12 protein-coding genes are annotated in these 15,025 nt (G+C 43.7%); 6 read left to right on the forward strand and 6 right to left on the reverse strand.

What is annotated here, in order from left to right; genetic code table 11:
- Positions 1-20 precede the first annotated feature (20 nt).
- From AB4558_RS01220 to AB4558_RS01245, 6 genes are all read right to left on the reverse strand, one after another.
- Positions 21-1,034 carry a DUF2955 domain-containing protein gene (locus tag AB4558_RS01220; protein WP_017059742.1) on the reverse strand — a complete coding sequence of 338 codons (1,014 nt, stop codon included), beginning with the start codon at positions 1,032-1,034 and terminating at the stop codon, positions 21-23.
- Positions 1,024-2,088: an HlyD family secretion protein gene (locus tag AB4558_RS01225; protein ID WP_017059741.1), complete on the reverse strand. Its 1,065-nt coding sequence runs from the start codon at positions 2,086-2,088 to the stop codon at positions 1,024-1,026. The genes AB4558_RS01220 and AB4558_RS01225 overlap by 11 nt, the downstream gene beginning before the upstream one ends.
- A gap of 237 nt (positions 2,089-2,325) precedes the next feature.
- A complete protein-coding gene (locus AB4558_RS01230) occupies positions 2,326-4,206 on the reverse strand; it encodes an ATP-dependent zinc protease (RefSeq protein WP_372157723.1) in 1,881 nt (626 codons plus the stop codon).
- 305 nt (positions 4,207-4,511) lie between these two features.
- Complete coding sequence (locus AB4558_RS01235) at positions 4,512-5,321, reverse strand: M15 family metallopeptidase (RefSeq protein WP_372157725.1); 810 nt, start codon at positions 5,319-5,321, stop codon at positions 4,512-4,514.
- A gap of 82 nt (positions 5,322-5,403) precedes the next feature.
- Positions 5,404-6,132 carry a DUF429 domain-containing protein gene (locus AB4558_RS01240; protein ID WP_372157727.1) on the reverse strand — a complete coding sequence of 243 codons (729 nt, stop codon included), beginning with the start codon at positions 6,130-6,132 and terminating at the stop codon, positions 5,404-5,406.
- A gap of 45 nt (positions 6,133-6,177) precedes the next feature.
- A complete protein-coding gene (locus AB4558_RS01245; protein WP_017065618.1) occupies positions 6,178-6,972 on the reverse strand; it encodes a YeeE/YedE thiosulfate transporter family protein in 795 nt (264 codons plus the stop codon).
- Positions 6,973-7,159: 187 nt separating this feature from the next.
- Here AB4558_RS01245 and AB4558_RS01250 point away from each other — a divergent pair, with 187 nt between their 5' ends.
- The 6 genes from AB4558_RS01250 to dndE all read left to right on the forward strand — a co-directional run bounded on the left by AB4558_RS01250 (position 7,160) and on the right by dndE (position 15,019).
- Positions 7,160-7,687, forward strand: a complete 528-nt coding sequence (locus tag AB4558_RS01250; protein WP_372154783.1) for a hypothetical protein — start codon at positions 7,160-7,162, stop codon at positions 7,685-7,687.
- 26 nt (positions 7,688-7,713) lie between these two features.
- Positions 7,714-9,732: a DNA phosphorothioation-associated putative methyltransferase gene (locus tag AB4558_RS01255; protein ID WP_372157729.1), complete on the forward strand. Its 2,019-nt coding sequence runs from the start codon at positions 7,714-7,716 to the stop codon at positions 9,730-9,732.
- 205 nt (positions 9,733-9,937) lie between these two features.
- The gene (gene dndB, locus AB4558_RS01260) at positions 9,938-11,017 is read left to right on the forward strand and encodes a DNA sulfur modification protein DndB (RefSeq protein WP_213865439.1); all 1,080 of its coding nucleotides are present in this window, start codon (positions 9,938-9,940) and stop codon (positions 11,015-11,017) included.
- Complete coding sequence (locus tag AB4558_RS01265; protein WP_372157731.1) at positions 11,014-12,648, forward strand: DNA phosphorothioation system sulfurtransferase DndC; 1,635 nt, start codon at positions 11,014-11,016, stop codon at positions 12,646-12,648. The genes dndB and AB4558_RS01265 overlap by 4 nt, the downstream gene beginning before the upstream one ends.
- 8 nt (positions 12,649-12,656) lie before the next feature.
- The gene (gene dndD, locus AB4558_RS01270) at positions 12,657-14,669 is read left to right on the forward strand and encodes a DNA sulfur modification protein DndD (RefSeq protein ID WP_372157734.1); all 2,013 of its coding nucleotides are present in this window, start codon (positions 12,657-12,659) and stop codon (positions 14,667-14,669) included.
- Positions 14,669-15,019: a DNA sulfur modification protein DndE gene (dndE, locus tag AB4558_RS01275; RefSeq protein ID WP_102479233.1), complete on the forward strand. Its 351-nt coding sequence runs from the start codon at positions 14,669-14,671 to the stop codon at positions 15,017-15,019. The genes dndD and dndE overlap by 1 nt, the downstream gene beginning before the upstream one ends.
- The last annotated feature ends 6 nt before the right edge of the window (positions 15,020-15,025 follow it).

Consider the following 15,025-nt stretch of genomic DNA (forward strand, 5'->3'; position numbering starts at 1 on the left):
TTATTACTTATAAATATTAATCACTTACTGTGATCGGTATGACTATGATTAGTATTACTGCTGAGAAAGCCCAGTACCACTGCGCCAACCATGACTGCACAAACAATGGCAAATAGACGTGTCATTTGTGCCGAGAGGGACGCAGATCCTGGGTGGCTGATGATCTGATAAGCCAAGGTCGTAAAATTAGTAAACAAGAGCTGATAAATCGTCAGATTCGCCTGCCGCCTGATAGCAAAACACGCAAGTTGCAAACCACACACCAAACTCACGCCATAAATAACCAAGATTGGAGCGCCTGACACCATCATGATCATCACAGGTAACGTAAACAGAATGCCAACGCCAGTGGTGACAAGCTTGTTTCGGCTGAATGTACGGTGGTCGTGATTCGATGGGCTTTTCAACATACTGCCAAGCGTAATCGCAATCAACATCGTTTGTGACACCGAATTTCCTACCAAAATCGCCAGCACAACCACAACCGCGGTCGCTTTAAATGCAACCATGATATAGTCACCAGTAGTGGGCGCATCGGAAACGGCCGCAGTCGGAAGGACATTCACTTCATCCCCCGGGAACAACCAGAACCCCAAGTAAGTGACGATCAAAGCTATCACCAGCTTTTCAAAGAACAATAGGGGCAATCCCGCCATTGGGAGATGCATCTGCTTGTTGACCACCACCATCACGATGACCACGATAATGGTCAGTGTCGCGATGATATCTTTTGTATTCTGATGGCTACGCTGATAACTCCAGAACAGCAATAGCCAGCAATAGAGGACAAAACCGGTTGGCGAGTCGACCAATACACTACCAAAAAACACCACACCAAAGCTGATTAAGATTAATGCAACAATCACCTTTAATATTAAATTAATCGGTGGTTTGGATGGCATCAATGTCATGAACATCACAACAAATATGGGCGACAAAACAGCGAGCATCTGCCCACTTTGTTGATGGTAGAACAATAGCGAAAGCGGCAGTAACACCAATCGAATAATGGAGTTAGCTGAGCTATGAAACATAAGTCCACACGCTTAGAATTCTCATCCAAAGCTGAGCAAGCCACTCACCTGGGGTACTTTGCTCTGTCATGACAGCCACTGTGGCTTGTGAACCAAAACGAATGTTGCTTGGAACCTCACCATGATCAAACACAATATTGACTGGGTAGCGCTGCGCGGCAATAGAATTGGTGTCTGAATTTAAAAAGCCAGTCTCTTGGTCAGTGCTATTGCTGCCACCCGTTCCCCAACCAATGCTATCAACCGTGCCGTATAGCACTCGCCCCGGTAACGCATCCAATACGATCTCAACTCTTTGCCCGACTTGTATATGCTCTAGCGAGTTTTCTCTGTATAACGCAGATATCCACACCTCTCGCGGATCAACAAAGGTCAAAACAGGTGAGCCTGCGGTTGCTCGCTGGCCTACCGTCAGTTGTAGGTTACTCACCACGCCATGAGAAGGAGCCATCACTTGGGTTTTCTGTAAGTTGAGCTGAGCCTGCTCAAGGGCTGCAATCGCCGCCAACACTTGTGGATTATCACTCCCTTCTGGCCCTAACGCTTGTTTTGCCTGAACCAAAGAGGCTTCTGCGGCTTTCAATGACGCTTCAGCACGATCACGATTCTCTATGGCGTTGTCTAATTCAGAGCGGCTAACCAGCCCTTTACTGGCGAGTTCACTCACTCGACTCGCTTGCTCTCGAGAATTATCCCGAGCCGCAACCGCCTCGGTCACTTTCGCTTGTGCAACGTTAACCGCCGCTGTGCTTGCGCCAATATTTTGGCCTACTTGAGCAAGATTCGCTTCAGCGGAACGCAAACTGATCTGATAGTTTCGAGCATCAATTTCAAACAACACTTGGTTCGTTTCAACGACCTGATTATTTTCAGTTTGCACAGACGTGATATTGCCAGAAACTTCAGGAGCAATACGCACAATATAAGAGTGAACACGGGCGATCCCCGTCATTGGTGTGACGCGGTCGGCCCACAAACTGTAAAGCCACACTACTAAAATAACCGAAATAATAATTAAACTAAGCTTACGCGAAGATTTTTCTGCTTTTGACATGCTCTCTCTCTCGATCCGACAGCACGATTTACTCGCCTGCCGAATACGATGTTTTAAAAATTAAAGTGAATTCCACTTCATTGTAGTCTAGTCGATCTGTCTCTTGAGTAAAAACAAACGATTACTTGAAATATTGTCACGGCAACAATTAACAATCAACAAAAAGCCACACATCCCAATACTGAAATGTGTGGCTGTTTAGATCTGTTCTGCTACGAACTTAGATAAGTTTAGGGGTTACTCCATATCACCTAACAAGTAATCTTCATCGCTGCTCACTACTGCGCCGTGCTTCAAGAAGTTCTTACCTAGGATCATGCTGTATTCGAAGCGAGAACGGTCTTGAAGGTTTACCCTCACCTCTTTCTCTAGGTCTCCGAGCTTAACCTTCATTTCTACCACAGGGCGAATGTTCACCTTCTCGCCTTTCTTGGCTTTGATACGCATTACATCAATCACTGGCTTGGTGAAATCTTGCTTATCGCCTTGGTTGTTTTGATAGGTAAAGCTCACCATGTCTTGGCCATCTTTCTTAAATCGTTTGATGTTGACTGCGTTCATTGAGCTTACATCCGCACCAGTGTCGAGCTTGGCCGGGAACTTCATGCCGTTCACTTCTACTACTTCAATATGCCCAACTTTAAACAGTGGTTCGGCTTTCAGAAGGTAATCAGAACGCGTATTAACGTAAACGCCCTCTTTTGCCATCTTCTTGCCTAAAATAAAGTACGCTTCTTTCTCATTTGTATTGAGCACGTCGATGGCGAACTCTTGCGTACGCACTTTTCCAGACACCGCAAACTCACCACTTACAACAGGGCGAGTATCATCCCCGACTTTAAGCTTCTTAATAATTGGCTTGGTCACCTTCTGCTTCTCACCATTTACATCCGTAAGATAAAATTCAACGGAAGCATCTTTGCCTTTACCTGTCATTTCAAAACTGTCGACCTTCAGCAAAGGTGTATTGACAGTGAAAGAAGCCACAGCCTTAAGCGGGAAGTCATCTAGGGTGATGTCCTCTTCCGGCGAGATAATCATAGGCTCACCAGACTCAGCCACATCACTAAAGTTCTCTGAACCTTCTAATAAAATATTCTCAGCACTGGTGTCAATCATGAAGAGTTCGCTGGCGGTGTTGGTTCCAAATCTCAACTGCGATTCACTACTCGAGCGCTCACGTAGGTACACCAGAACGTCTTTAGTTGTGTTTTCATCGAGTTGAACAGGCACATACACCAAAGGTCTCTTCTTACCGCTCACGCTTAACATACGAACCAACGGCAATGTCATCTCTTTTTGCTTGCCGTCGTTGTCGAACATATCAAACGTCACTTCACTGTTCTTCTTATCTATATCGATGTCTTTTGCATGAAGGATGCTGTAGCGATTTTTTAATGAGAAGGTCGCGTTCATCGCCATTCCAGAGATAGACACCACCTCTTTTCGGCCAACAACGGTCGCGTTCTCTTGCTCTTGTAAATAGTCATAACCTGCAAACACCAGCGCGTTATCCGCAAGGAAGGTTTTACCAATCAGCACTGGCGCAGAGAAGTGGCTTCTGTCGGTCAGGTTAACGTCGGTTTTTAGCTCTTGGTCTGCAATGGTGAGCGACATTTTTACGGTAGGGCGAAGCAAAGGCGTGCTGCTGGTGCGGCTGCGTATCATGCTGACACGCTCTAAAGGCGCTTCGATTAATACCATGTCTCCCGTCCGCGGGTTTTGAACCTTAAAAGACACCACAGCTTCATATTTTGCAAAGGTGCTGCCATCCCAATCATCATAATCAACATCGGAATTATTCAACAGGTCTTCGGTTAACGCCGCCATCAACTCTTTGTCTTTGAGGTTTTGGTAGTCAGCATTAGAGCTCTTCACATGAATGTCTTCAGCATGCATAGAAGTGGTTTCCGCACCAGTATCAATTTTACCAATGAAAGGAACGTCTTTTAACCCTTGAACGCTAGATAGGTACACGTTCTCAGTGCGGCCTAATACCGACTTACCATCGAGTTCGTAAGTAGGATTTTGAGTGGTGTGTGAAGTATCTGTAGCCAAAGTGTATTGTGAAAAAAGTAGAGTGCTTAAAAGAGTTAGAGCCAAAGGTATCTTTTTCATTAGTTGGTCCGTTGTGATCAGTTCACTAATAATACTGGCGTTTCAGCGAAGAGTTCCCCCACCAGCAATGGTTCTCACATAACGTTAACGCTATGAATTTTTAAATGACAAACCGATGACTTTGCGCTGCATTCGCTTATCGATTATTGACTAATGGATACCCAATAACCTTTTCAATGCTCGGTGTTCTATTGAAGAAATGAATACAAAAAAGGCCAACGACGAGCGCTGACCTTAGCTATTCAAAACACACCTGAAGCGAGTTTAACTTGCTAAAACACAAACGGTTCTAGATAAACATAGCACTAAAAAGTCCCGACTGTTTTCTTTGCACAGATAGCTCGAGCTTTTTCTGCGTCCTCACCTTTATTTTTGAGATAGCACTGTCGATAAGATTTGACGTAGCGCTCAAATAACACCTCGGCTTCAGGTTGTGGTTTAGAGAGCAGTTGGTTAACGAACTTTCTTGATCCAACCTCAAAATGCTGAGTATCGATTGGGCTATTCCAATCCCCTCCCCAGATCATAAATCCGTGATGGGCAAACAGCTCCACCACATCTTCAGCCATGCCGCGGCGTTCAATTTCATCACGAGCACGAAAACGAGTACGGTTCACATAACGAGTCGCAGATTGTGAAGGCTTTACCGTGATTGTTCCGTTGCTATCGAACTCTAAGAAAGGGTTTTGAACTGGGTTGATGTCTATCGCCACGCCATAAGCATGTTTCGACCAACCACCTCCGCCTGTAATAGGACGAGCGTTAAACGCACTGCTGTTGTTAGCGTCCATCGATGCATTATCGTCACCTTTAAACTCACGCATAAGACGTGCAGAATGAAGAGGGAAATTACGCAGTTTTAGCTCTGAAAAAATTTGCCCAACAGAAGGCGCAACAACATCAAGCACGATCATATTGCCCTGTTGCGTTTCCCCTTTAAAGTTAATGAAATCGAAATCCACTTTGGATAACCGCTCGCAACCAACGGGGGCACCGCTACTCAAGACATTGTTCTTTTTCATCATGTCACATTGCCATTGAGATATAGGAGCGACTTGGGCATAACTCGCAGCACTGAGCACAGTAGCCAGCCAACCGACAATAAAACGTTTCATATCAAAGACTCAATAATAGTAAGAGTGAAAAGTAGCAGGGATTAGAAATTAACATATTAAGCCAAGTTGAGCGCACGCTTTGTTAGCGCGTTTTGTCCCAATAGACAATCTCTCGAACTCGTCCGTTCTGATCCTTGTCAGCTTCTCCACCAACATCAGAAAGTTCAGGTAAGGTCGATAATTGCGGAGCGTAATAGGCAACTAACATAAGTACGAACGCATCGTAAATATCGTCTATCGCGGCGTCTTTACGTTTGGTATTTGAAATGGCCAACGACAAGCGGTCACACCATTGAGGGGATAGCTGCTGAATAATAGAAAGCCGTTCCTCTTTGCCTTCTTGCGTTCGTTTTGAAAACGTCAGCGGTTCGTCTTTCAATGCTGCAAACACCACTTCAGGATGTGATTCCCTGATAGAAAGATTGGGATGAGTTTCAATGAGCTCATCAAGCTCGCGAATCTTGGGCACAACTCCCCAAGTCTGTTTAGAAAACTTCTTATCAAGCTGCTCCACATTTGCACTGCACGCCGCAATGTAATCGGTTTGATAAACCGCCTCACGACACGGTACCGGAAACACCGAAGATCCACGTTTGCTGGTAAGAAAACGCCTTGCTGCTTTGTCGCATAATCTATTCGGAGTCTGTGAATCGCTAAAACCAATCGGCATATCGATTAACGTCGTCGAACCTGCAAGTTCATCGACTAACTCATCGAGCGTGTTTACCACTTTGAACGTAGGTAGCTCATTGCCAGAGACAATCCAAGCGATCCACCCCGCCTTGCAGCCATCAATTCCGATGTATTTCATTATGTTCTCAAATTGCAAACTTACACTAGCTTGTACTGTCGCTAACTATCGACTTTGAATCAACTTAACTCCGGTATATATGCCAACAATGATACTTAACACAGAAAAAACACCCGCCAGAGAAAGTACAGGCATCGCCACTAACAGTTGAGTATCGTTCCCTCCACCAGCCATCACAGCGCCAAGCCCCATAAGCACACCAGCAACCAAATGTTTACCCAATCGACGTATAGGGCTTAACCTCAGTGAAAACGACCCAGTAAATAACGCGGCGCTAACCATTCCAACTAACAGAGAGATCATCAAGATAAAACGCTCACTACTTGGCCAATCTTCGGTTTTACCGTGCCAAAGAGAAGTCCCTATAGATTTCAGCAACCCACTTGGCGTCCAGTGTGGTTCATAAAGGAATACAAAACCTGCCGTTAAGCCAATACCCAGCATCGAAAACCACAGCTTACGATTAACCGAGTTCATAAAGTAACAGCTCACTACAATTGTGAGCGAGATACTTCCAAGGAATACGTATCTGGAAAAATCGGACAGTACCAACCTAGAACCTTTCAACTCCGAAGGTAAAACTGGAGCAAACACCAGCCATGCAACAAACCACCCTAATATCGTCGCCAACATAACCACTTCGCCGCGAGCTAATCTACTCACTGTAGACACCCCACAGCCGCTATTGATTGCCGCGCCAATACCAAATAGAAAGCCACCAAGCAGTGAGAACAAACTCGGCCAAAAAGCCGTAGACAGCTGGCGCCCCTCAATCACTGAGCCCAATCCCATGGAGACCCAAGCTAGCGATCCACTAAAAACAATCGCGACGATGAACATTGGTGAGCCTTTTATCGCCTCTTTTATTCCTCTCACCATACAGAGGCCTGTGGTTTGGGCTAGATATCCCAATAAGAAAATGCAGAGTAAAGCGAGAATGAACAACATACATAGCCCCCGAATTGCATTGATTTTGCTGTCGTCGTTCGTTAAATATAGTAGGAAGCAAGAATCCTAAGGACAGAATATGCACCACAAGCTTATTGATTGGCATAAGTCTAGGCACCCTAATTACTTAGGAGACAACAAGGTTAATAAACTTTCTGCCACTGAGCTTCAGTGTTTAACGGTTCAAATTTTACAGCCTATCGAACGCTCACTGGGAGAAGTAACGGTGACCTATGGTTATACAAGCCATCCTCTTTTGAGGTGGGTATTGAAAAATAGCCCTGGAGATATGGCGCCAGATATTGACCAACATGCCTCTATGGAACTCAACTCCCGGGATAGCCGTATCTGTAAGCGAAATGGGGCTGCGTGTGATATTTATGTTGAAGGGTATGAGCAACGTATGGATGAGGTCGCTCGATTTATCTGTACACATTTAGAATTCGACCGCCTCTATTTTTATGGCAAAGATAAACCGCTGCATATTAGCGTTGGGACAGATAATTCAAAATATGCCCTTATCCGACAACGCCGAAGTGATGGGCTTCGCGTAAACACAAAAAGTGCAAAAGGCAGCGCCACACAGGCATTGTTTGATGATTTATAATCTTCAAAAACACCTAAGGAATAGGAATGAACGAAGAGCTATTTGCTGAACTTACCTCTCAAATAAAAGTTGGAAAACAACTTCCCGATGCCATTTATCTTCATAAAGACGCATTCAGCGCATTGCCTAAAGTATTAACACAGTTCATTCCCGCCGTAGCAAAAGCCGTTAACTTAGATGAAGAAGACTGGAACCTCGTTAAGCTGTTTAAAAAAGAGTTCCGTTTATCTCTTCTTCATTACCCTGATTTTTATACTGATTCCTATCCCGCATTAGAACAAAGCCTCAATGTAGACCTCTCTAAGCTAAGCCACAAAATTACAGGCTATCGCGAATCTGAAAACCCACCGATCTTACATAGAAAAGAAACCATGGTTTTGCCAACAAGTGAATATTACGAGCACTTTGTTTCACTCACACAAGAAGGCGAGAATGCAGGCCTGTACGAAAACAGCCGTTTGATTGGTTTTAAACGTTCTTGGGAAAACCTAATAGCACGCCATGGTTACGAGCTTGTCGATGGTCGACTATTCCGATGCTCCTCTATGACAACGCAAGAAGAGGCAGGGATTGATAGGCACAGAACTGCCATCGTGCGCCATGAACTCTCTGCACCAATGAAGACTCTCGTTAAACATGGTTACTTAAAAGGCGAGCACTCAATTTTCGATTACGGCTGCGGCCGCGGAGACGATTTAAGAGAGCTCGAAGCACATGGCCTCGACGCTCTGGGTTGGGATCCGAACTTTCAACCCGACAACGACAAATCCAATTCTGATATCGTAAACATAGGGTTTGTTCTTAACGTAATAGAAGATCAAGATGAAAGACTCGATGCCCTACTAGGCGCATGGGAGCTAGCAGATAAATTTCTGGTGGTTTCTGTCATGCTGGCCAACGAAAACTACATTGCTCAGTTCAAGCCTTATAAGGATGGGGTCATCACCTCTCGTAACACCTTCCAAAAATACTATGCGCAATCAGAGATCAAAGCGTACATAGAGAGAAGCCTACAAGAAGACGCCATTACCGTCGCGCCTGGTATTTTCTATATCTTCAAAGACAAATTGGAAGAGCAACAGTACCTGCAGAGTAAATACAAACGCCACCATAAATGGCAGCAACTGACTTCGCCAGAGCCTATTGAAGCCAAAGACAAAGCCAAACTGCTTATTACCCAGCATCAAGACTTGTTTAATGACTTTTGGAACACCTGCTTAGAGCTAGGGCGTATTCCTGCCAATGATGAATTTGAACAATCTGACAAAATTCGAGAGTTAATAGGCTCACACAGAAAAACCTTTAACTTACTGCAAGAGATGTTTGATACCAAAGAGTTTGAACAAGCAGAAAAGAGCCGAAAAGAAGATCTTCTCCTCTATTTTACTATGGGACTGTTTGAGAAAAGAAAACCCTATACGCAGCAACCAGAGCCGCTAAAGCGCGACATCAAAGCCTTGTTTGATGACTACAAAACCGCGATCAACCTGGCTGCAGAATTACTGTTCGCGATTGCAGACACCGACTTAATTCATCAGCAATGCCAGAAAGCACATCACCAGTTACCAGCCAGCCTTCTCAATGAAGGACATTCATTGATTCTACACCGAGACTTTATTGATGATTTGCCATTGCTGCTGCGAGTATACGTTGGTGCAGGGTTGCAAATGTATGGCGAACTGGATGAAGAAATAGACCTAATTAAAATTCATATCACATCCGGAAAACTTACCCTCACCGCCTATGATGATTTCGATAAATCGGTTCCCTTCTTAGTAGAACGCATAAAGATAAAGATGGCAGAACAAGATATCGACTTCTTCGATTACGTTAATGAAGATCGCAGGCCACCACTCCTGAATAAGCACCTTTACATGTCAGCCGAGCACGAGGACTACAAGAAACAACAGAGTTTTGATAAACGGTTAGCAAAGCTCATGGAGTTTGAACCAACCGAAGAAACACAGATGATAAGAACAGAATTTGAGGTGCTTTTAGGGAAGGAACACAAAGAAATCAAAGGGTTTACAATAAGTTCAAAATAGCGATTTTTTAGTACGATAAAAACCTATCGTTACCATAGAATTCTGACCTACATACCTGTAAAATATTCAGCCTATTTTGGCATACCTATGTAATAATTCGCATAGATAAGACTAAAGCATAACAAACTAAAAGCTTAGTTTGTCAAAATATGACACACCAACTATGGTTTATGTCATAGGCAAATAACATAACTTAGAGTTCACTATGCAAAATCAAGATTCAGGCTATTGCTATTCATTTCCAGCTGTCAGAGGTATTCAAGCAGGACGTCCATTTTACATTGCGACATGCCCTCTTCGAATCATCCCGAAGATTTTCAGTTATAACGAAGATGATGTTCCACCAGAGCTTAGAGCTCAAAGAACATTAAACAAGACTCGCATACCTGAAATGGTCAGATACCTACTCGACAACCCTAAAGAATACGTATTCTCAGCATTAACAGCATCGGTTGGAGTTGATATATCTTTCCACGATCATGAAGGTGCGCCTAATTTAGGTACACTTCAAATCCCAATGGATGCGCAGATTCTAATTAACGATGGCCAACACCGTCGTAAAGCGATAGAAGAAGCACTAAGAGAGAATCCAGACCTTGGGCAAGACAACATTCCAGTATTGTTCTTCATCGATGAAGGTTTAGGTAGAAGCCAACAAATGTTTGCTGACTTAAACAAATACGCAGTAAAACCCAGTCCATCTCTTGGCACTCTCTACGATCACCGAGATGAAAGCTCTGAATTAGCGCGTGAATTAGCAGCTAAAGTGAAGCCCTTCACCGGAATGACTGAAATGGAAAAGTCCAACATCAGTCCAAAGTCGAACAAGCTATTTACTTTAAGCAGTATTAAACAATCAACACGAGCACTTTTAAGTAAAGGCCCTAAAGATGGTTTCACTGAAGAAGAGAAGCAGTTAGCTGCTGAGTTTTGGGAAGAGGTCACTCGCCATATTAAAGATTGGCAAATGGTGATCGACAAACAAGTATCTCCTGCACAGCTTCGCCAAGAATACATCCACGCACATGGTGTCGGGCTGCATGCGATTGGCGTCTTGGGTAAACACCTGTTGTGCCAAGAGCCAAAACAATGGAAAGAAAAGCTCCAGTTACTAGGGAAAGTTAATTGGTTGAAAACCAACCCTGAATGGATAAAGCGTAGCATGAACCACGGCAAGTTGAGTAAATCAAACATCAATATTCAGCTCACGGCAAACGCACTTAAAATTGAACTGGGGTTACCACTAACCCCAGAAGAAAAAGCTCTAGAGAAGCAGTTATCATGATACACGAGCTAAAATTGGCAGAAGATCTCGCCGAAGAATACCAAGAATTCATCAACGCTGAAGAGTTCGCAAATAACAAACTCAGCTACTATGTTGCTGACGTTCAACGCGTCTATTGTGCAGACAACCGCCCATGGGTGATTGGCTACAGTGGTGGTAAAGACTCCTCCGCTATCATGTCTTTAATCTATATGGCACTACTTGGCCTAGAAAAAGAACAACGCCACAAACCCGTATTTGTTGTTTCATCAGACACACTGGTCGAGACACCTGTTGTTGTTAACCACATTAAAGACTCCTTAGCTGCGATACAAAAAGGAGCCAAGCGCGACGACTTGCCAATCAGCTGTCACAAAGTTGTACCAGAGTCAGACCAAACGTTCTGGTCAAGTCTTCTTGGTAAAGGCTACCCAGCACCGACACGTTCATTTCGCTGGTGTACAGAGCGAATGAAGATCGATCCAGTTAGTGACTTCATTAAAAGCAAAGTATCTCAATTTGATGAGGTGATTGTTGTATTGGGTTCACGTAGCCAAGAAAGTGCCTCGCGTGCTCAGGTTATCGCTAAACACAAAATTGATGGCTCTCGTCTAGCTCGTCATACAACGCTAGCCAATGCATTCATTTACACCCCTATTGATACATGGGCTGTTGACGATGTTTGGAAGATCTTGCGTTTATGTCACCTAGAGACAAAAGAAACGCCACTAGGTACAAGAAACATCTGGAAAGATGACTATGACCTAGAATGGGAAAACCCATGGGGCGGTAAAAACCTAGTACTTTGGAATCTATATAAAGACTCTTCAGGCCAAGGTGAATGCCCAATGGTGATTGACGAAACTACCCCCTCTTGTGGTAACTCTCGTTTTGGTTGCTGGACATGTACCGTAGTAACCAAAGACCGAGCGATGGAAAGCCTTATCCAAAACGGCGAAGAGTGGATGGCACCTCTTCTTGAGTTCCGCAATAAGTTAGCAATGACGACAGATCCTGCTAACAAAGCAGAGTTCAGAAACCATAAACGTCGTACCGGTCGCGTAAGTTACCAATACGCAAAAGAAGGCGAAGATATTGCTAGCGAACGTAAGCACGTCCCAGGTCCTTACTGGCTTAAATACCGCCGCCAATGGCTCCGTGAATTACTAGAGCTAGATAATAAATTTAAAGCTGAAGGCCGAGAGATTGAGTTAATCACCGTGCCAGAGCTGCATGCTATTCGCCAAGAATGGATCCATGATCCAAATGAGCCGGATTGGGATGACTCTCTACCAACTATTTTTAAAAACGTTTATGGCTACGACCTTGATTGGGTGTATGACGATAACGCAAGTTTTGGTAAAGATGACGCACAGCTAATCCATGAGCTTTGCAATAATTTCGATGTCGAACCTGAAATGATCATGAAGCTCATCGAGCTAGAGGTCTCTATGGAAGGTTTAAGCCGTCGTAGTGGTATCTCGAACAAAATCGCATCGCTATTGAAACGAGACTGGGGAAGCTTGGAAGAGATCAAACAAAAGCATGCTTCACTGCAAAGCAAAGCCGAGTTTGATATTCACCAACAAGAAATTGAGCGCTATAACGAACAGCTTGCTGACCTAGATAAACAGCTTCAAAAAGAGTTTTAAATACTGAAATGTTGATTACAAAACTAACTTTAAACAACTTTCGCGTGTTTCGCGGTGTGCACGAAATTGACTTGCGCCCTGCTCCAGCTCGTTTAAGTAAAAGTGGCCCTATCGAAGGGACCGAACGACCTATTATTTTATTTGGCGGCTTAAACGGTGCCGGTAAAACATCAATACTAACAGCCGTTCGCTTAGCGCTTTTCGGGCGTCAATCATTTAGTCAATTACTTTCAAATGGTGACTACGTTGACGCTTTATCGGAACTGATTCACAAAGGTGTCGGCCATGGTGGTGTTCAAGATAATGCATCGATCGAGCTTGAGTTCAAATACAGCCAGAACGGCGAAGAAAACACCTATAAAGTAATTCGCGGCTGGAAACGAGGCAAGAAAGACAACCTTTGCCTTGAGAAAGATGGTATCCAAATTCCAGAACTCAATTACGAACAGTGCCAAGGTTTTCTTAATGAACTGATTCCAACAGGCATCGCTGACTTATTCTTCTTTGACGGTGAGAAAATCGCAGAGCTAGCTGAAGACGAATCCGGAACAGTTTTAAAAACCGCAGTTCGCCGACTACTAGGGTTAGATGTCATAGCTAAGCTTAAAAGCGATCTGAACATCTTCTTAAAAAAACAGGGAGCAGGCGCTTTAAGTCAGTCTCTAAAAGAAGAGATGGATAATCTCGAAGATATTCGTATTAGACATGAAAGAGAATCAGACAAACTCCGCTTCGAAGCTGAAAACGAAGTCTATAAGCAGATTATCCATACTAATTCTGATATCCAAATTTTGGAAAACAAGCTTGCACAAAATGGTGGAGCTTGGGCAAAAACCAGAGAAGATGAACAACTAAAAGTTGAAAGCTTGCTGAAAGAAAAAGTGGAGCTTGAGAAACAGATCCGTATGGAGATGGAAACCAACCTTCCATTTTCACTTGCTCCAAAGGCAATGCAAAGACTGCAAACTCAAATCAAGCAAGAGCAGCAGGTTAAGAAGAAGCAAAACTTTGGTAATGAGCTAGATTCATTCTTAGAAACCCTATGCTCAAAATACCCAAGTTTTGATACTGAGATGGCGCAAAATGCAATCGCAGACAGCTTTAAAGCTCATGTAGGTGAATTTGATTCTACTGATCTACTTCTAGATATTTCAGACCGTCAGTCGAACACCATCGATTACCAGTTATCAAACCTTTCGCAAGATTCTTTTTCTCGTTTTGATAAGGCACGAATACGTCTTCAAAAAGTTGAAGACGAGATCGACAATGCTTCAAATAATATCGCGCGAGCTCCCGAACAAGAGCAAGTGCAAGAGTTGTTTGCAGATGTCCGCGCATTAGATAAGAAAAAAGAAAAACTGATTATCGAATATCATGATTTACTGGAAAAGGCTAAGCGAGAACTTCGACTAGCTTTAGAAACAGCACGTCAAATTCAAAAGCTGCACGATAAGCACAAAGACCAATCGAACAAAGATCAAAGTATTAGTAATGCGCAAAACTCAATCTTATTGCTAGATAAGTTTGGTGAACAGCTAACTAAATCGCGTGTGAACCAGTTAGAAAATGAGTTCGTTCAGTCATACAAAAAGCTTGCTCGTAAGGAAGATTTACAACTCACAGCCTCAATCAACCCAGCAACATTCGATGTTGAGTTAGTTGATGAACACGGTATTAAGATCAACCGTAAGGCGATGTCTGCTGGTGAGAAGCAGATCTACGCAATCTCGATTCTAGAGGCTCTTGGTCGTACATCTGGTCGTAAGCTGCCAATCATCATTGATACACCATTAGGCCGACTAGATTCACACCACCGCGACAAACTGGTTGAGAACTACTTCCCTACAGCAAGTCATCAAGTCGTTATTTTATCAACGGATACCGAGATCGACAGAAACTACACAAGCCTCATCCAAGACGATCTTGCACGTACTTACGAAATCTGTTTCGACGGTACAACCAAATCTTCAACGTTAAAAGAAGGTTACTTCTGGAAAGAATCGATTAAGGAGGCAGTGTAATGCTACCTAACCGCATGAACTTAACTCGCTCTACTGAAGAACAGCTTAAAAAATTGAAGGGCTATACTGGAATCACTCCAAACGTTTCGGCACGTATCGCTTTCTTCCGCTCTATTGAAAGTGACTTTCGATACCAAGGCCAAGAAGCCAAGTTAGATGGTTCACTTGTACTAGATAAGTACACTTGGCTCGGTGAGACTAGTGATGTGACTGAGCTAATGCTGAAAATGTACTACCCAGAGCTTGATAGTAAAGAATGCCAACAAGCTTGGGCAGCACATGTTGAAGATGGGATTGCTTCTGTGCGTAATCACAAATTAATATCAGCCTTAGCAACTAAGATTGCTTGATTTTTT

This window comes from Vibrio sp. 10N.222.51.C5 (assembly GCF_041474575.1).
Taxonomy (GTDB): Bacteria; Pseudomonadota; Gammaproteobacteria; order Enterobacterales; family Vibrionaceae; genus Vibrio; species Vibrio crassostreae_C.

What these genes read in the sequence shown, in the direction of transcription:
- AB4558_RS01265 (WP_372157731.1), top strand. Translation starts at nt 11,014, where the DNA reads ATGATACACGAGCTAAAATTGGCAGAAGATCTCGCCGAAGAATACCAA.
- dndB (WP_213865439.1), top strand. Translation starts at nt 9,938, where the DNA reads ATGCAAAATCAAGATTCAGGCTATTGCTATTCATTTCCAGCTGTCAGA.
- AB4558_RS01225 (WP_017059741.1), bottom strand. Translation starts at nt 2,088, where the DNA reads ATGTCAAAAGCAGAAAAATCTTCGCGTAAGCTTAGTTTAATTATTATT.
- AB4558_RS01255 (WP_372157729.1), top strand. Translation starts at nt 7,714, where the DNA reads ATGAACGAAGAGCTATTTGCTGAACTTACCTCTCAAATAAAAGTTGGA.
- AB4558_RS01245 (WP_017065618.1), bottom strand. Translation starts at nt 6,972, where the DNA reads ATGTTCATCGTCGCGATTGTTTTTAGTGGATCGCTAGCTTGGGTCTCC.
- dndD (WP_372157734.1), top strand. Translation starts at nt 12,657, where the DNA reads ATGTTGATTACAAAACTAACTTTAAACAACTTTCGCGTGTTTCGCGGT.
- AB4558_RS01250 (WP_372154783.1), top strand. Translation starts at nt 7,160, where the DNA reads ATGCACCACAAGCTTATTGATTGGCATAAGTCTAGGCACCCTAATTAC.
- AB4558_RS01240 (WP_372157727.1), bottom strand. Translation starts at nt 6,132, where the DNA reads ATGAAATACATCGGAATTGATGGCTGCAAGGCGGGGTGGATCGCTTGG.
- AB4558_RS01220 (WP_017059742.1), bottom strand. Translation starts at nt 1,034, where the DNA reads ATGTTTCATAGCTCAGCTAACTCCATTATTCGATTGGTGTTACTGCCG.
- dndE (WP_102479233.1), top strand. Translation starts at nt 14,669, where the DNA reads ATGCTACCTAACCGCATGAACTTAACTCGCTCTACTGAAGAACAGCTT.
- AB4558_RS01235 (WP_372157725.1), bottom strand. Translation starts at nt 5,321, where the DNA reads ATGAAACGTTTTATTGTCGGTTGGCTGGCTACTGTGCTCAGTGCTGCG.
- AB4558_RS01230 (WP_372157723.1), bottom strand. Translation starts at nt 4,206, where the DNA reads ATGAAAAAGATACCTTTGGCTCTAACTCTTTTAAGCACTCTACTTTTT.